Here is an 18,528-nt window from a genome sequence, read left to right as displayed (position 1 = left end):
CTCATCGCCTTTGGCGTTTTCAGGGGAAACAGACATATTTTTTAACCCGGGCGTTATGAGCGCATTGAATAATTCTATTGTGAACCTTCAACCCAAATATGATATCGCCATTGCAGGTGGTGGCCTGGCCGGTTTGGCACTCGCCATTCAAAGTGCCCGTGCAGGCTATAAAACGGTATTGTTCGAAAGGGAAAAGTATCCCTTTCACAAAGTATGCGGCGAGTATATCAGCCTTGAAAGCTGGAATTTTTTGCAGGACCTCGGCCTCCCCCTCAGCGATATGCAACTGCCGATTATCAACCGCCTGCTTATTACCACCCCCAACGGCAATTATATAGAATCGCCCCTGCCCCTGGGCGGCTTCGGCATCAGCCGTTATACCATCGATCATTTACTCGCCAATATAGCGCGCCAGGAAGGAGTTACCCTGCTCGAAGACACCAAAGTGATGAATGTCGTTTACCGCAGCAATAGTTTTTTTGTATTCACTTCCAAAGGCGAAACAGAAGCAGGCGTGGTAGCCGGCGCCTATGGCAAACGCGGTAACCTCGATGTAAAATGGAAACGGCAGTTCACCAAAGTAAAACCCAATAAACTCAACCATTATATTGCCGTAAAGTACCACATTCGCACCCATCACCCGGCCGATCTTATCGCCCTCCACAATTTTGAAAATGGTTATTGTGGAATTTCCCAAATTGAGGAAAACAAATATTGCCTCTGCTATCTCACAACAGCAGCGAACCTGCGCAAATGCAGGAATGATATTAGCAGTATGGAAAGGGATATTCTTATGAAAAATCCATTCCTGGAAAAGATATTTTCCAACGCTGAGATGCTGTTCGATGAACCATTGACCATTTCGAGGATCTCATTCAACAAGAAAACACAAATTGAAAACCATGTGCTGATGATTGGCGATACCGCCGGGCTTATTGCTCCGTTGTGCGGTAACGGCATGAGCATGGCGCTGCATAGCAGTAAGCTGGCGTTTGAAGAGATCAATTCGTTCCTGCAGGGACGGATCAACCGCTTTGAAATGGAAATTCAATATACCCAGCAATGGGAAAAATATTTTGGCCGGCGCCTGCAGGCCGGGCGATTGTTACAAAGCTTTTTCGGAAGCTCCATCCTGTCAAACGTACTCATAAAACTGGTAAAACCATTTCCAAAGTTTGTAGCGTTTCTAATACAACAAACGCATGGAAAACCTTTTTAAAAAAGGAAACCGGTCTTTATTTGCTTTATTGCTTTTACTGATCAGCCTGCACGGTTATACGCAGAATTATTATGCCATCCAGGGCAGTAATTACGCAGGAGGCCTCGGTATTGGCAATAACCCCGCCTCTATTGTGAACACGCCCTGGAAATGGGATATCACCATTTTGGGCGCACAGGCAAAGAATGCAACAAACGGTGTAACCATTCATAATTATTCGCTTTTAAGTAACCCCGCCAATTCGCAGTACAGCGTCAAAGAAGGCGATTACCGGCGCTTCGCTTATGCCGACTATAATATCAACCTGCTGAATACCCGCTTTGCCATCAACCGGCAGCAGGCGTTCGGGGTTGGGGTAAACCTGCGCGGCTATGGCCAGCTAAGTTCAGGCCCCATCAACTTTATCGACACGCTAAAAACAACCGGCGACTTCTTCGACCTCGGCAATTACAACCGGAAATTATACGGCGATCTCGCTCATAGCAGCTGGATAGAAGTGTTTGCCACCTGGGCACAAACCATCTGGGACCGCTCCGACTCACGCCTTAATGCCGGCATTACGGCAAAAATTTCCCGCGGCATCTCGGGCGCCTATACCCAATTGCTCAACGGTACCGTGGCCCAAACGGCCCATGGCACTGACCTTGACTACACCATGCAGGATGCATTTGCCGAATATGCCTATTCTTCAAACTACGATAACTGGAAAGATGAAAAAACCACCGGCACCAACCTGCGTGATTTTATAAACGATTCGCGCGGTGGCTTTTCTTTCGATATGGGTGTCGAGTATATCATAAAAACCGGACAGATCTCTTCCGTTTTTGACGATGACGATTATTACGATTATAACTGGAAGATCGGCTTATCGCTGCTTGATATCGGTTTCAATCAGTTCAAATTCGGGCAGCAAAGCCGGGTACTGAGCGGCTTTCAGAATAATGTTACCGATACGGTGCTCGATATACAATTCAACGATATCGGTAATCTGCAGGAATTCAATAATGAGCTCACGGGTATCGTTCGTAACATACAACAACCCAGCGGGTTGTTCCGGGTAATCAACCCGGCAAGGGCGGTATTGAACGTTGACCATTTCATAACCGGCGCCTGGTATGTGAACGGCAATGTATCGGTAAACCTTTCTTCACTGAGCAGCAACCAGTGGCGGCTTACCGAGTTGAACATGCTAACGGTAACGCCGCGATGGGAAACCCGGCGTTTTGGATTTTATTTGCCGGTGCACTTCAACACCAGGGAACAATTTTGGGTGGGCGGCGCTTTTAAAGCAGGCCCGCTGCTGTTAGGCATTCATAACTGGGCCAACGTATTTTCGAAAAATAAAATGCAGAACGGCGGCGCTTATCTCGCGCTGGTAATAAAACCGGGCAAAGGCAAATCGACTTCAGCACGAACCGATAAACGGCTCAACTGCCCAACGGTTGGCACTAAGTTTACAAAGAACCGCCTCGGTGAAAAATTGAGTTGTCCGCCCCGGTGATCATTTCAGCTTCCCAAACAGTTTTATGCAATTGAGCCCCCTGAACATTACAGTCCCCGAAACGGCGCCCTGCTATTCAGGACGGCAGAAATGTAAAATCGTATGTCTATCGTTAACCGCCCTTCGGGAAAACCCCTTTCAATTATTTTTGAAAATTCAAAATCAGAACTTATCTTTGAGTTCGTAGGAAAAAATATGAAACTCGAAGAAGCGCAACAACAGTTTATCGCCTCCTGGGGGGCATTTGGTTCGCATTGGGGCATTAACCGCACCATGGCGCAAATTCATGCCTTGTTGATGATCAGTGCCGACCCGTTAAGCCAGGATGACGTTATGGAAAAGCTGGCCATTAGCCGGGGCAATGTGAACATGAACATCCGTGACCTGATCGACTGGGGACTGGTAAACCGGGTTATTATTCCCGGCGAGCGCAAAGAGTTCTTTTCAGCAGAAAAAGACATCTGGAAGGTGGCTACCCAAATTGTAAAGGAGCGCAAAAAACGAGAGCTCGATCCAATGCTGCGGCTTTTCGATACGCTGGAAGAAGTGGAAGGCGATAAAAAAGATAAACACATAAAACAATTCACCGAAACCGTTGGCAATATCAGGCGTTTTGGCCTTCAGGCCGACAAAATGCTGGAAATGATGGTCAAGGCCGATGAGAACTGGTTTCTCGGGAATTTGATGAAGATGTTTAGATAGATACAGTTTATAGTTTATTGTTTTTAGTTTATGGTTGCTGGCGCGCTTTGAGTAGCATGAACTCAATTTACGCTTCGCACGTTAGCGAGCGTTGGAACGATTATAAATATAGGCTGTTGCCAGGTAATAGCGAGGCCAGCAATGTAAACAACCACAAACAACAAACCATAAACTAGTTATAACCGGAAACCCCGGTTTTTATTTAGCCTTACACTTTCACTAATTTCTGAAAATATGGAAAACAACGACAAAGTACTGGTGTATGATGACGCCTGTCCGCTTTGCGTGGCCTACACCAGCGCCTTCGTAAAAACAGGCCTGCTTACTGCCGAAGGCCGCAAGCCCTTTTCCGATGCATCGCCCGAACTTTTGCATTGCATCAACTGGCAACGCAGCAAAAATGAGATCCCTTTGTTCGATCCGGTTTCAAAAAAAGTCTGGTACGGCATCGATGCATTGCTTGAAATTCTCGGGCAAAAATGTTCGCTTATAAAAACCATCGGCCGTTATAAACCGGTAAACTGGTTCCTGCGTAAACTGTACAGTTTTATCTCCTATAACCGCAAGGTGATCGTTGCGGCCAGAACATCGCCGCAAAAGATCGACTGCTCGCCTTCGTTCAACCTCTTCTACCGGGTATTGTTCATGCTTGTTTTTCTGGCAGCCAATACGTTGATGATCTATCCGGTGCATAAGCACCTGTTATCGCGCATGCCCGGCTATTCGCTCTCTGTTGAACAATTGTTGCTGTTACATATTGGTATGGTGGCCGTCAATTGCATGGTGGCTTCGTTCATGCCAAAACAAACGGCCATCGAATACCTTGGCCAGGTTAACATGCTTACGTTGGTTACCAATTTATTGCTGATACCCCTGCTTATCACCGATGCATACATGAACCTGCACAACTGGGTAAACTATCTGTACCTCGGTTTGCTCACCCTGGTGATCTTCACAGAATATTTCAGGCGAATGGATTATGCAAATATCCTCAACACCTACAAACCGGTGGTCACCATCAACCTCGCCTGTATTATTGGTTTATTCATTTGCCTCTTTGTGCCTTTCAATCAATAATGCAATCGGCCAATTTTAAAACCTGAACTTGTTATGAAACATAAAAAAATTGTCATTGCCGGCGGATCTGGTTTTATTGCGCAGGCGATGGCCCGGTATTTCGGCAAAGACAATCATGTCGTTCTGCTTACCCGTAAAGCGGCAAGCGATCAAAATAACAATTATGCGCATGAGCTTATAAAAGCGGCCGATGGCTATAACATCACTTACTGGCGGTGGGATGCCCAACATGTAGAAAGACACTGGTCGAGGGAAATTGAGGGCGCCGATATGGTAATAAACATGGCCGGCAAATCGGTAAACTGCCGTTATACCGAAAAGAATAAAAAGGAGCTTATCAGCAGCCGTATACAATCGACCCAAACGCTTGGCGAGGCCATCAGGCAAACTACGGTTCCACCAAAATTATGGATCAACGCTTCTTCAGCCACTATTTACCGCCATACAACCGATAAACCCCATGATGAATTTACCGGCCTCATCAGCGATGCGCGGGTTGACAACATCCCCTATACTTTTATCGACCGCCTGCGCTTCCGGTACAACAAATGGAGAACCGGTTTACGTGAAGGAAGGCACAGCATGCGGCTTAAAGAACTGGACTATGATTTCGGTGTACAGCTAAGCAAACACTGTGAAAATTCCATTTTTGAACAGCGCACTCCTTTCACCCGGAAAATAGCCCTGCGTATTGCCATCGCATTAGGACAGGGCGGTATTCTGGAACCTTATTACAACCTTTTAAAAAGTGGTTTTGGGGGTCATCAGGGTAATGGGCGCCAGATGTACAGCTGGCTGCATATAGAAGATCTTTGCCGCATTGTTGAATGGTGTTATGAACACAACGACATGGAAGGCGTATACAACTGCAGCACACCCAATGCGGTAACGAATGCAGATTTCATGAAAACGCTGCGCCACATAACCGGCCATAAATACGGCCTGCCTGCGCCCGCCTGGTTACTGGAAGCAGGGGCGGCATTCATTGGTACCGAAACCGAACTTCTATTAAAAAGCCGGTGGGTTTACCCGGCCAGGTTATTACAATCAGGTTTTGTTTTCAGGTATAACGCACTGGAGCAAGCGCTTCGTGAGATCATTCGGCATACACCCGTAAAAAAATATAATTTCTTTCAGAAGAAGCTGGCGGCCTGTTGATAAAATGCCGGTGAATGGTTTGCAGAACGCATAACGCCTGTTTTTGTTTACAGCGAAATGTTATAGTTTTGAAATACAACCATTTGAGTGAGCAGGTTGTTATAAAGCATATGGAAAAAGGCAATAAAAAAACACTGGTTTTGGGGGCATCGGAAAATCCCTCACGCTATAGCTTCCTGGCTATTAATAGCTTACGCAGGCATCAGCATTCCGTGGAAGCCATTGGCCGCAAGAACGGTAAAGTATTGGATGTTGACATTACCACGGAGAAAAAACCCCTCGAAACTGTGGATACGGTAACCCTTTATTTGAATCCATTTCATCAGAAAGAATACTACGAGTATATACTATCGCTTCGTCCCAAACGCATTATATTTAATCCGGGTACGGAAAACCCTGAGTTGTATGGCCTTGCAAAAAACAATGGCATTCAACCGTTGGAAGCCTGCACATTAGTGATGTTAAGCACGGGGCAGTACTAGTAATGTTTAGTAAATACACTTAGTAACATCCTTATTTTACACTCATAAACATTGATTATTACCCACCGGTAAAATAACCGAATATCATTTGCGTTCTATCTTCGTATTGAATCGTAAGAACAACAGATTTAGTATTCCCTAAGACCCATACTAACGTAATCCAGATCCGAACACTAAAACCCGTACATTATGAAAAACCTACATGCTGCAGGGCTCTTAGTGGTATGCATTTTTGCATTCCAGTCAATATCCGCCCAACAACAACCCGTAATCCAAAAGCCTTATTTGCATAAGGCAACAAATCTCGCACAGTTACCATCCAAACTGGAATGCAATATTCCGGCAATACAAAAGCTTTCTTCTTTCCGAATATCTGATAAAGTAGCGCTGACCCTCGGCAATTTTGAATTTGCAGGAGAGTTGGTTGACAAGGTACAACCCGAAAAAGGTGTGCAAAGCATGAACATCCGTTCAACCAGTATACCCGGCGCCCTGTGCACCGTATCGGTAATTACCCAGGACGATAATACACAAAAACTGGTAGGCCGGATCATCAACCCGCAATCTGATGAAGTGCTGGTACTAACGGAAGAAAACAACCGATACTTCTGGATAAAGAAGAATAAAGCGCATTTCCTCGTTCCCTGATCAACCTGAAGCCTGTGATCGCATAACCTCTGAATCCGTTTGAACACTATTTAACTTAACCTCCAAATCATCCTTTGATCCATGAAAACCATTTTTTCCGTACTGTTTGCATTGACCATTGCAGCAGGGGCAAAAGCTCAGGTGCCTTTGTTAAACAGTTATCCATCGGCCAGAGCCACCATTTTTCTGGACTTTGACGGACAATATGTAACAGGTTCCTCCTGGAACTGGAGCGGGCCAATAACCGCCCAACCTTCCGGCTTTTCAGCCGACGGCGTTACCGAAATTTTCAACCGCGTATCAGAAGACTACCGCATTTTCAATTTAAACATCACTACCGACTCAACCGTATATGCTGCGGCTCCTAAATTCCAGCGCATACGGGTGATCATCACCCCCACGTACCAGTGGTATGGCGGCGGCGTAGGTGGTGTGGCTTTCGTTGGCTCCTTTACCTGGGGCGACAATACACCGTGCTGGGTGTTCAGCGGCCTGCTGGCAAACAACCCCAAGTATGTTGCTGAGGCAGTTTCGCACGAAGCCGGCCACACACTGGGTTTACAACACCAGAGTTCCTATAATACATCCTGCGGAAAAACAGAATACAACCCGGGCAATGGCACCGGTGAAACCAGTTGGGCACCTATTATGGGAGTTGGTTATTACAGGAACCTCACCACCTGGCATTATGGTACCAATACCTATGGCTGCAGTTACTACCAGGACGACCTGGCTATCATTGCCGGTTCGCCCAATAATTTTGGCTACCGTACCGACGACATCGGTAACAGCCATACAACTGCTACTTCGGTTGGTTTCACCTCAACCGGCTTCAGCACAACCGGTTTAATTAATACCGGCACCGATAAAGATGTTTTCAAATTCACCCTTTCAGCAGAAACCTATGTTCACCTGAACGCCGTTCCTGAAAACGTAGGCACCAAAAGCACCAATAACTCAGGCGCCAACCTCGATATCAAATTAAGCCTGCTTAACCATAAAGGCGATACCATTGGACAATACAACCCCATTGGCGCGGTAAATGCCGGTATCGACAGCAATTTGACCAGTGGCACTTATTATGTGGTAGTGGAAGGAACAGCAAACGATCACCTGGTTAAAAACGAAAGCCTTGGATATTATTCCATCGAAGCTTCTCCATTGACCGTATTACCAATACACCGTTTGGCATTGTCGGGCAGGGCAAGTGAAGGCACGCACAACCTGAACTGGTCGTATGAAGCGGATGAAACCGTTAAACATATAGAGATCCAAAACGCAAAAGATGGAGAACATTTTGAAACACTGGCACAGGTAAGTGCCGGTACAAGATCATTCTCATGGAAACCGCTGGCTAGTGCACCGTTCTATCGCGTGCGGGTGATAACAGCAAACGACGACAGGTCATATTACTCAAACATCATTACCATACGTGATCAATCCGACGATAAAGCTGCTATAAGAATAATGAACACCATGGTAGTGAACTCAATTGTAGTCAATGCCGATAAAGAAGCCAGCTACCAGGTGCTCGATGGAACCGGCCGCCTGATACAACGCGGCAAACTGGTTTCGGGAACAAATAACATCGATATAACAAATGCACAAAAAGGCCTGGTACTCCTTCGTATTCAGGGCGAAACAGGCGTCAATACCTGGAAGTTAATAAAACAATAATAACCATATGATTTGGTGAAAAACGGGTTTTTCGGTAAATTCGAAAAACCCGTTTCACTATGATGTTATGGAGAAAATTTAATGGCGACCCGATCGACCTGCCGATTATCGATGCCGTTGAACTTGCTATCAAACGCGAAACTGAAAAGGGATATCACCTTAAAGTTTGCATTGGTACCGACAGTCAGGTAAAGGGTATCGAAACAGAATTTGCTACTGTAATTGTTTTCCTGCGAGAAGGTCATGGTGGATTTATGTTCATTCACAATGAGAAAACAAGGAAACAATACAGTATCAAAGAAAGGATGCTGGTAGAGGTGGCCAAAAGCATCGAGATCGCTTATGATCTCTGTCACCTGTTCACTACGTATGATGTTGACATGGAAGTGCATGCGGATATCAACACCAATCCGCATTTCAAAAGCAATGATGCGTTGAAAGAAGCCATGGGCTACATACTGGGAATGGGCTTTGCCTTCAAAGCCAAACCCGAAGCCTTCGCCAGCAGCAGCTGTGCCAACAAGGTAGTAAACTAGCAACCCTCACGCTGAAAACGGAGGGTTTTTTAATTTTTGGTTGTGTTGTTTTCACGACCGGAGGAGTTGTCGCCTTCAACATCACCTGCCGTTATTTCCTGACAATTGATTTTATCTTCTCTACAGGAGATCGCTGAAGTACAGTTTCGTAATTGCTTTCTCACACAGGTGGAAATCTAAAACAGGTTATCAATCGTTATTACCGGCTTGTGCAGCTTCATTGTTACAGGCTTCAATAAACTGCAGCATTTTGTCGCGCCCCATTTTTTTCTCAGCGCTGGTCACAAAATTCCGGGGCAGGAACTGCCAGGTTTTTCGCATGGCATCGAGGAAATCTTTTACGTTTTTGGCTACTACGCGTTGCGTTTCTTTATCGGCTTTTGTAAATACCAGGCAAAACGGCACTTCCCATTCGCCCAACTGGTTTACAAAATCAAGATCCAGTTGCTGGGGACTATGGCGGCTGTCGATGAGCACAAAAATATTTATGAGGTTTTCGCGCTTGCGCAGGTAATTCTCGATCATTTTCTCCCATTGTTTGCGTTGGTTTTGCGAAACCTTGGCAAAGCCATATCCTGGCAGATCGACCAGGTACCAGGCATCGGGTTTGCCGGCAGCGGTGTTTCCGGCGAAGCTTTTTATGTCAAAATGATTTATCAATTGTGTTTTTCCGGGCGAACCAGAGGTTTTTGCCAGCTTATGGTTATCACACAGCATATTTATAAGGGATGATTTGCCCACATTACTGCGACCGATAAAGGCATATTCGGGCCGGTCGGCCTTTGGGCATTTCGTATAATCGGGGCTGCTGATGAGGTAGGTGGCTGATTGAATGATCATAGTGCAAGATAGAATTAGTTTGTGGTTTATGGTTTGTCGTTTGTTGTTATACTCAACCGTTGAGCATACCTATTAATTTGGGCCTCAAAAAATTAAATATAAAGCAGCAGATCGGATGGCTACAGGTAATTAAACCTGAGAGCATGCAAATTACCGGGAAACTACAAACCACAAACAACAAACCACAAACCAGAAACCGTTAACTTTGCCGCCCCATGGCTAAGTATTCACACGATAAAATAGTGCCTTTCAGCGACTCGGAGCAAACAAAAAAGGAGCAGGTAGCGGCTATGTTCGATAAGATCGCCTTTCGTTACGACCTCCTGAACCGGTTTTTATCGGGCGGAATTGATGTTTCCTGGCGAAAACGCGCCATCAGCGAGCTTAAAGAAATAAAACCCCGCCAGGTGCTGGATGTAGCCACCGGAACAGCCGATGTGGCCATTATGACATGGAAATACCTTCGCCCCGAAAAAATAATTGGCATAGATATTTCGGAAGGAATGCTCAATTTGGGGCGGCAGAAAATAGATAAATTATTGCTATCTAAGGATATAGAATTGTTAAAGGGAGATAGCGAGGCAATAAACTTTCCCGATGCAACGTTTGATGCCATTACCGTTGCCTTTGGCGTTCGCAACTTCGAAAACCTTGAAAAAGGGCTATCAGAGATGTTTCGGGTGCTAAAGCCTGGTGGTAAAGCAGTTATACTTGAATTTTCGAAGCCCCGTAAAATGGGTTTTAAAAGTTTATACAATTTGTATATGAATATCATTGCGCCGCGTGCGGGGCAATGGCTTTCAAAAAACAAAGACGCGTATCAGTATCTAAATCAATCAGTAAAAGCATTTCCCGAAGGCGAAACATTTCTACATATTTTACAACAAGTTGGGTTTACAAATACATCACTAAAACGGCTGAGTTTAGGAATATGTACAATTTATTGCGGCAGAAAAAAAGCCAGTTAATTGGATGGGCAGTAGGGTTAATGCTATTGATCGCCTCACAACAGGTAAACGCTCAATTACGCGACGCGTTAAACCTTCCAGACCACGATGATAAAAAATATTATCTGGGTATCGGTCTTATTTATAATAATGCCCGGTTCCAGGTTAGTCAGCACCCCTCCTTTCTGTCGAACGACAGCGTAATGGTAGTTGAACCGGAAAATGTGGGCGGTTTTGGCCTCGCGGGGATACATACCCTGCGTCTTTCGAACCGGTTTGAAATACGCGCCATTTTCCCACAGTTGTTATTTGCGTATAAAAATCTCACCTATCATATCAAATATCCCGATGCCAGCAAGAACGAACAGGCAATTATGACAAAACGGGTAGAAAGCATATTGCTGGGGCTTCCGGTGCATGTTAAATTCCGCAGCGACCGTATTGGCAACTTCAGGGTATATATGTTTGGGGGTGGTAAGTTCGAGTATGACCTCGCTTCCAACTCAACAGCCCGTAAGGCGGAAGACCTGGTAAAACTTAAAAAATATGATTTTGGGGTAGAAGCAGGTATCGGGTTCAATTTTTACTTCCCGGTATTTATTCTTTCTCCCGAGATCAAGGTCAGTAACGGGCTCTCCGATATACATTCACGCGATAAAAACCTGAAGTTCTCCAGCGCCATCGATAAGCTGAACTCACGCATGATCGTGTTCTCGCTTATATTTGAAGGGTAAAGCAGCAGCTTATAAATCAGCAACGTAGGAAAAAGCGATCAGACAAAATTGTAAGGGTACAGGTATGCCTTTACCGCTTTCAACTATAATGTCTTTACAAACCCTTCATGTATGAAAAAACCCCTGCTTGTTATTTGCCTGCTGGCGACAGTTATTTATGCCTGTAACCATGGCAACAACACCCTAAACAAACTGCTCAACACCGGTAGGTTACCTGCCGAAACCTTTGTTATTGATATTTCAAGAGACACCATTTTAACAACGCAAAAGGGAGCCCAGATCCGTATTCCTAAAAAGGCGATCTCAGCTGATGACAATATTGTAAAGCTGGAAGTAAAAGAAGCCTACAGCATGCGGGATATTGTAAAAGCCGGCTTAACCACCCAAAGTGATGGCCAGCCCCTAAGCAGCGGCGGCATGATGTACATAAATGCTGTAAGCAAAAACAATGCACGTATAACCCAAAAGATCTTTGTAGCCACTCCTACTCCATACCTTGAAAAGAGTATGCAATTGTTCAAAGGAGAAGTGCAGGCCGATAGCACTATTAACTGGACAGCGCCGACGCCATTGCCCCAGAACCCCCAGCTCGCTGCTTTGGTTAAAGGAGAAATTATGTTTCAGAACAATTGCGCCGCCTGCCATGCCATTGATAAACATTTTACCGGCCCTGCATTGGGCGGCGTAATGGCACGAGTGCTTCCTGTGGTAGGCGACAAGGCCCACCTGTACGAATTTATTCGAAACCCTGCTAAAGTAATGCAAACCGAAAGCTATTTCCTTTGTTTGAAGAATCAGTACGGAGGAGTTGTAATGACCGCCTTCCCTAATTTAACCGATGAAGAACTCGATGCCATTCATGGTTATATAGAGAATGAATATAAACGCATAAACCCCAACTATGATATTAATTTGGCTGCCTGTTATGACAGCTGCAGGCTGTATAATGAGGTTGCTGGCAAATGGAAACAAATAAAAGCTAGCCTTGAAAAAGAAACGGTTGATCTGGCGGTAGAAAAAAAAGAAGCTTCCCCTGATACTACAGGCACTCTTCAAAAAGTTTCACCCGATAATCAGGAATCATTGTATTACCAGTTTACCATTGAAGCATTTGGGTGGTACAATATCGACATGATGTTAAGAAACAAAGTTGAAGTAATAGCTGGCGAGCTCACGGTGCATATAAAGTCAACCGATGAAAACAAATTGAACCTGTATTTAGTTATACCTTCATTGAAGGTGTTTGAATCGGGCGGTTCTCTGGAAAATGAAACAGGTTCATATGGCTTTTTACCACTGACGGCAAGATCCCACTGCCGAAGAACACTAAAGCTTACATAATTGCCATAGGAGAACGAAATGATAAGATCATTTTCGGGAAACAGGAATTTATAACCAGCGAAAAACAGGTATTCGATCTTCAACTTACAACTATAAGCAAAGAGGCTTTCGAACAACAAATTGAAGCCTTACCATTGGGCGATCTCTCTATTAAAGCCAATGACACTAAAAATGCAGCATCGCTTAGAAAAAGCATCAGGGAACTGGAAAAGGCTGAACAGCTAAAACCAAAGAATTGTGATTGCGATTGTTTTACGCCGCTGCCGCCGCAGCGCAGTGAATATGTGTACGAGATGGCAAAATAGGCAGTACAGCTCAACCCGATTGACATACCATTAAAATATTAAAGCGAGGCTGAATGAACAGCCTCGCTTTTTTAACCTTCAATTCCTGATCCTTTACTTAGCTTTTTGAATTCTCTGACTCCACACTACTTCACTACCGGCTATCACCTGCAACACGTACACACCTTTTGCCAGCGAAGCGGAAGGGTTCAGCGAGATAGTATTATTCCCTGTTGAAAGAATGCTTTTCACTGTATACATTTCACGGCCGGTCATATCAACCAAACGTACCGATGTTGGTAAACCTTTGTCGGCATATACCTGCACACGCACCACGTTTTCAAACGGATTGGGCGTTACCGACAATACCTCCACATGGCTGGCTGTATTGGTAAGCCGTATTACATTGCTATAACGGGAGGCACCATCGAGGTCAACCGTGCGCAGACGATACCACACAGCGCCGTTCACCGGTTTGCTATCGGCAAAAGCATATTTAATACGCCAGTTACTATTGCCGGTTGCTTTTACAGTCCCTGCCTCAGTAAACTGGCGGCCATCGTCGCTGCGCTCTATCGCAAAATGATCGACATGTTCTTCCATTGCCGTTTCCCAGTTCAGCAGCGACCGACCGTTTTCATATTTACCGGTGAAATAAGTTAAAGTAACCGGTAGTACACTGCTTACCGTAATGGAAGCTGCCGCACTTGACAAACAACCGGGTCCCGATAACGAAACCGCTTTTATCAGTAAGTTATAGGTACCCACTGAATTAAATACATTGGTGGGTAGCGACAAACCGCCGCCTGTTCCCCACTTCGATACCGCATAATTCGTAATACCGGTTGTGGCATCAGTTACCGAATATATAATGCCCGATTGCGTTGTGTTGATATTGTAGGTAACGGTTTGCCCGGTTTGAATAGTTGATGACGTAGGATCGATGACCGGCGTTGTGGGCGTAGCGCAACTCAGTGTTACACTTGAAGCGCAACCGGTTCTTTCCGCAGCACCGGTTGCCTGCGCGGTAACTGTTAATACGCCGCCTGCATATAAAGTATTGCTGTAAGTTGAGTTCAGGCCCGAGATGGTCCAGGTAGCGGCGCTGCTTACGCTGGTTGAGCCAATATTGATATTATCGAGATATAATCGGATAGTACCGGTAAATGCACCAGGCAAAGTACCGGTTACCGAAGTGGCGCCGGCCGTATATGAACCTGTGATGGCAGGGCATACAGTTGTTGCAGCCAATGAAGTTGCAGCTGATGAGGCTGTACTTGCCGCACAGGTGCCATTTTTTTGGGTAGCAGTATAAGTTTTGCCGGCCACCACTGTATGTGTCAGGCTCCAGGTTCCGCCCGATTGTACCGTAGTGGTACCAATGCTAACGCCGTTATCATACACCGTTACTACCGTGCCGGCGGGCTCACCCGATTTTCCGGTAATGGCAGTAGCGCCGGCCGACAGGTTACTATTATTATCGGTTGTAATAACCGGAGGTGCGGTGAAACAGGCAACCGTGCGGGTGGCAGCAGCACTTACACAACCACCGCTTGCCTGGGCTACTACATCAACCACATCACTTACCGATAATACCAGGCTGTTGAAACTGTAGTTGCCCGATCCATCGGCGGTAGCGGTTGTTTTTAATTTTCCATTGAAATATAACCGTACAGTTGCACCACTGCCACTGGCCACACTGCCTGAAACTGTTGTTGAACTGGTATACAAATTTGTTTGCGTTATGGTGGGTGTACTGGCCGCTGTAAGCGTGAGGCAACCAAATACCGGTCCGCTTTCACACTTACTGGTTTCCTGCGCCGTAATAGCGTAGCTACCATCAGTGATATCATTGCTGGCGCTGGTACAGGGGTCTGAACCGCCGCCATTGGCGCCATCATAATTCCAGGTAGTTGAAGTGGGATATGTAATTCTATAGGTAGTAGAATTGTCATCGCCTATCAATGTAAATCCGGTAGTGGCCACTGAATATAACCTTACCGAGGCGTTCGCCGGTCTCGTACCGCTTAATCCTTTGCGGGTAAGACAGCTAATGGCCAGGCCGGTTGTTGCTGTAGTGTTGGCAGGCGAACAACTTACCGCCTGCACGCTGTTCGATTGTAAACACATCGATTCACCGGTTGCCTGCGCCTTTGCATACAATACATCACCGTTGTTTATGGTAACCCCGGTAATGCTCCAGGTATTACCCGATGTAGCCGTGGTGGTACCCACTACTGTACCGGCATTTTTATACAGGGTAATGGTTGCCGTGGCAGGTTTTGACACATCGAGGACCGTCCAGGTACCGGTAACATCAATACCGCTGCCCGCCTGAATACCGCCGTTAAGGACAGGTGCTGCCGTACAGGCCGCTCCTACCCCGCTGCCACCGCCGGCAACGTTTGCCAAAGTAAAAGAAGGCGTGTTATTTATTGCTACTTCCCAGCTTTTCATGGGATCGTTATACGTAGCGTCGTTCACTCCGTATATATCTGATTTAGGCCCGCCAATAGCGGCAGCCGGCGCCATCACCGTTGTGGCGGTCATGCGCAAAGGCGTGGAGGTGGTAATACCCAATACGCTCATGGGCACATAGAAATCGTATAAGTAATCGGGCGTTGATGAAACCGTTGACAGCGCTACCGAGATCTGAGAATTGGTATTGATGCCGTAGCTATTGATAAGCGTTGGGGAACTGGTGCCATCGACATTATATACAGCCACCCGGAAATTCGTTTCCAGCACAATTTCCAGTTCAAAACCCGGGTTACCGTTCACTCCTGTTGTAGCTGCCTGGTAATTAGGATCGGCATTCGCGCCGGTATTTCCCATTTTGCCATCTGTATCGATCAAAACACTGTAACCTTTTGAACCGCTCATGATACTGCCCACCCGCAAACGCAGCAACAGGTTGGTGCCATCATTATAAACATACAACCCACTGCCATCAACCTGTCGAACCAGATCGCTGTACAACTCGGAAGGACCGCGCATCAGATCGGAAGTAGGTTCAATAATTGCCGGCGGAATGATTTTATAGGGGATCTCACTCTCGGTAATGTCGCTGCTTACAAAACCACTGGTAGTGGCTGAGGAAAAACCATCGCCATTCGGATTAAGTGGTGTAACACCAATGCCTGCAGCAGGACGAACAATGATACCTGGCGATTGGGCCATTGCGCCGCCGATACAAAAACAGAAAAGTAAAAAGAGAAGAAAATGCTTCATAAATTAGATGGTTATCGGTTAACTACCAAGCGTATTTTCCTGTAAAATATTCCTTCATTAAACGTCATTAATACAGGATTAAATAGAAATCTGTATACCAGTACATATGACTTCTTAATAAGCTGAAAATCAAAAACCGGTGAAGTGCTTTGGGTAACAGGTGTTTTAAGACCCTGATACCGGTGTTTGCCTTTGTCGATGAGTAGCAGGCCTGTTCACTTTTAAACTATATTTAATACAACAGATTATCATTAATTCACATATACTTGGCGTTTTCTATTACATTTGCGCATAAACCCTTTCTGCCTGACCAATAGCCAAACATATCTAACCGCTGTTAGCCTGCTTTTGTATTGTAGCTTGTCTACTGCCTATGGGCAAAACCGTTCAGTAAAACAGGACAGCCTTCGTAAACAGCTTGCCATAGCGCTACCCGACGATTCAAACAAAGTGAAACTGCTTAACAGCCTTGCATCTACATTTTACCAAACCAGTACCGATTCAATCGACCATTATTCGTCCCGCGCACTGCAGCTTGCAAAAAAGATCTCCTACCGTAAAGGTGAAGCCGACGCTGAAGCGCACCAGGCTGCCTGCTACCGTATAAAGGGCGATTATACCGCCGCGGTAAATAAACTGCAACACGGCATTAAAATTTACGAAGCGTTGCATAACAATGCGGCCGCCGGCGATAATTACCTCGATATTGCCCAGGTATATAAGGATATGGGCGGCGACTCCAAAACCCTGGAGTATATCAACAAAGGCATAGCTTACAGCAAACATGGCTATGACCTGTACAATAGTATTCATGATACGGCGGGTATGGTAGAAAGCCTCAACATGTGCGGCATCCTGTACAGGGACATTGGCAAAACAAATGGCCGAAAACACTATTACGATACCGCTTTTGCCGCTTATACAAAAGCGGTGGAAATGATAGAACGCTCGGGCAAAGGCCGGAGAAGCATCAGTAAACTATACAACAACATCAGCCAGGTATATAACGAGTATTGGAAAGATTATAAAAAAGCGCTGGCGTATTTATACAAAGCCGAGGCGGAGAACAAAGCGAACAACAATATCAGCAGCCTGTCATTCAACTATGGCAATATTTCTTTAGCGTATACAAAACTGAACCAGCATGATATGGCGCTGGTGTATGCGCGCAAAATGCTCGAAACTTCGCGCCGGCTCGATCGGCCTGAGAGAGTGCGCAACGCGTATAACTCCCTGTACTACGTTTTCTCGGCAGCCGGCCGTTTCGATTCAGCCCTGCACTACTATAAACTGGCCGATATGCTCGACGACTCGTTGAACAATGTGGCCAAAACGAACGAGGTCATGGACCTTCAAACGAAATATGAAACGCGCAAGAAAGAGTCGGAGATCAGCCGCCTGCATACCGAAAGCCTTGCGAAGAACAAACAGATCGTGCTGCTGGTATCGGCCTTGGGAATATTTGCCCTGCTGATCGCCTTTATGGGTTGGTTATACCACAGGATCAGAAAACAACGGCAGGAGATCACTGCCCAGTCGAAGAAGCTGGAAGTAATGATGAAGGAACTGCATCACCGCGTAAAGAACAACCTGCAGATCGTTAGCAGCCTGCTCAGCCTGCAAACCTATAAAGTACAGGATGAAGAAGCGGTGCTGGTTTTAAAAGAAAGTCAGCAACGGGTACAGGCCATGAGCTTTATTCACCAGCGCCTGTACAAGACCGATGCGCTCACCGCCGTAAATATGAAAGAATACCTGACCGACCTGGCAGAATCGCTGGTGTCATCATATGGTTATAACCGCGATGATTTTGATCTGCAGATTGCAGTAGATAAAGAAATGCTCGATATAGACAAGGCATTGCCCATCGGGCTTATCATAAATGAACTGGTGACCAATTCCCTGAAGTATGCGTATACAAATACAAACCGTCCTTCCCTCAGCATAACGCTTAAAGAAGAAGAGGCGAAACTGGTTTGCTCCATTAAAGACAATGGCATAGGCATTGACGAACAGCAATGGAAACAAAAGAAGAATTCATTTGGCAAACAACTGATCACCGCATTATGTAAACAGCTCAGGGCACAGCAGTCACTGGCCGTAAACGAAGGCACACAATTCACGATAACGATCCCAAAAATCGCCGCATAA

16 protein-coding genes are annotated in these 18,528 nt (G+C 45.8%); 14 read left to right on the top strand and 2 right to left on the bottom strand.

What is annotated here, in order from left to right; genetic code table 11:
• Positions 1–55 precede the first annotated feature (55 nt).
• From A4R26_RS04295 to A4R26_RS04255, 9 genes are all read left to right on the top strand, one after another.
• Complete coding sequence (locus A4R26_RS04295) at positions 56–1,219, top strand: NAD(P)/FAD-dependent oxidoreductase (RefSeq protein WP_242674819.1); 1,164 nt, start codon at positions 56–58, stop codon at positions 1,217–1,219.
• The gene (locus tag A4R26_RS04290; protein ID WP_081161001.1) at positions 1,203–2,720 is read left to right on the top strand and encodes a hypothetical protein; all 1,518 of its coding nucleotides are present in this window, start codon (positions 1,203–1,205) and stop codon (positions 2,718–2,720) included. The genes A4R26_RS04295 and A4R26_RS04290 overlap by 17 nt, the downstream gene beginning before the upstream one ends.
• 195 nt (positions 2,721–2,915) lie before the next feature.
• Positions 2,916–3,422 carry a GbsR/MarR family transcriptional regulator gene (locus tag A4R26_RS04285; protein ID WP_081161285.1) on the top strand — a complete coding sequence of 169 codons (507 nt, stop codon included), beginning with the start codon at positions 2,916–2,918 and terminating at the stop codon, positions 3,420–3,422.
• A gap of 234 nt (positions 3,423–3,656) precedes the next feature.
• Positions 3,657–4,499 (top strand): thiol-disulfide oxidoreductase DCC family protein, encoded by an 843-nt coding sequence (locus A4R26_RS04280; protein ID WP_081160997.1) that lies wholly within the window; start codon positions 3,657–3,659, stop codon positions 4,497–4,499.
• A gap of 33 nt (positions 4,500–4,532) precedes the next feature.
• Positions 4,533–5,657 (top strand): epimerase, encoded by a 1,125-nt coding sequence (locus A4R26_RS04275; RefSeq protein WP_081160992.1) that lies wholly within the window; start codon positions 4,533–4,535, stop codon positions 5,655–5,657.
• A 68-nt stretch (positions 5,658–5,725) separates the two neighbouring features.
• On the top strand, positions 5,726–6,139 hold the full coding sequence (locus A4R26_RS04270) for a CoA-binding protein (protein ID WP_242674818.1): 414 nt from the start codon (positions 5,726–5,728) through the stop codon (positions 6,137–6,139).
• Positions 6,140–6,328: 189 nt separating this feature from the next.
• Positions 6,329–6,787: a hypothetical protein gene (locus A4R26_RS04265; RefSeq protein ID WP_081160989.1), complete on the top strand. Its 459-nt coding sequence runs from the start codon at positions 6,329–6,331 to the stop codon at positions 6,785–6,787.
• A gap of 81 nt (positions 6,788–6,868) precedes the next feature.
• The gene (locus A4R26_RS04260; RefSeq protein WP_081160986.1) at positions 6,869–8,464 is read left to right on the top strand and encodes a T9SS type A sorting domain-containing protein; all 1,596 of its coding nucleotides are present in this window, start codon (positions 6,869–6,871) and stop codon (positions 8,462–8,464) included.
• A 62-nt stretch (positions 8,465–8,526) separates the two neighbouring features.
• Entirely contained in the window at positions 8,527–9,000 is a 474-nt protein-coding gene (locus A4R26_RS04255; protein ID WP_081161277.1) for a ribonuclease H-like YkuK family protein, read from the top strand.
• A 189-nt stretch (positions 9,001–9,189) separates the two neighbouring features.
• Here the strand turns inward: A4R26_RS04255 and yihA are convergent, their stop codons facing one another.
• On the bottom strand, positions 9,190–9,840 hold the full coding sequence (yihA, locus tag A4R26_RS04250) for a ribosome biogenesis GTP-binding protein YihA/YsxC (protein ID WP_081160982.1): 651 nt from the start codon (positions 9,838–9,840) through the stop codon (positions 9,190–9,192).
• 215 nt (positions 9,841–10,055) lie between these two features.
• Here yihA and ubiE point away from each other — a divergent pair, with 215 nt between their 5' ends.
• From ubiE to A4R26_RS34760, 4 genes are all read left to right on the top strand, one after another.
• A complete protein-coding gene (gene ubiE, locus A4R26_RS04245; protein ID WP_081160979.1) occupies positions 10,056–10,808 on the top strand; it encodes a bifunctional demethylmenaquinone methyltransferase/2-methoxy-6-polyprenyl-1,4-benzoquinol methylase UbiE in 753 nt (250 codons plus the stop codon).
• Positions 10,772–11,521, top strand: coding sequence for a type IX secretion/gliding motility protein PorT/SprT (porT, locus tag A4R26_RS04240; protein ID WP_081160975.1), 750 nt, complete (start codon positions 10,772–10,774; stop codon positions 11,519–11,521). Before ubiE ends, porT begins: the two co-directional genes overlap by 37 nt.
• A 111-nt stretch (positions 11,522–11,632) precedes the next feature.
• Entirely contained in the window at positions 11,633–12,862 is a 1,230-nt protein-coding gene (locus A4R26_RS04235; protein WP_081160972.1) for a c-type cytochrome, read from the top strand.
• 134 nt (positions 12,863–12,996) lie between these two features.
• Entirely contained in the window at positions 12,997–13,167 is a 171-nt protein-coding gene (locus A4R26_RS34760; protein ID WP_165760142.1) for a hypothetical protein, read from the top strand.
• A gap of 93 nt (positions 13,168–13,260) precedes the next feature.
• On the opposite strand, the gene A4R26_RS04230 is transcribed toward A4R26_RS34760, so the two are convergent.
• Entirely contained in the window at positions 13,261–16,377 is a 3,117-nt protein-coding gene (locus tag A4R26_RS04230) for a T9SS type A sorting domain-containing protein (protein ID WP_081160968.1), read from the bottom strand.
• Positions 16,378–16,725: 348 nt separating this feature from the next.
• Here A4R26_RS04230 and A4R26_RS04225 point away from each other — a divergent pair, with 348 nt between their 5' ends.
• Positions 16,726–18,528, top strand: coding sequence for a sensor histidine kinase (locus A4R26_RS04225; RefSeq protein ID WP_133054537.1), 1,803 nt, complete (start codon positions 16,726–16,728; stop codon positions 18,526–18,528).

The organism is Niastella populi (genome assembly GCF_002078015.1).
Taxonomy (GTDB): Bacteria; Bacteroidota; Bacteroidia; order Chitinophagales; family Chitinophagaceae; genus Niastella; species Niastella populi.
Note: the sequence above shows the minus strand (reverse complement) of the source record. Positions and strands in the feature narration are given on the sequence as shown.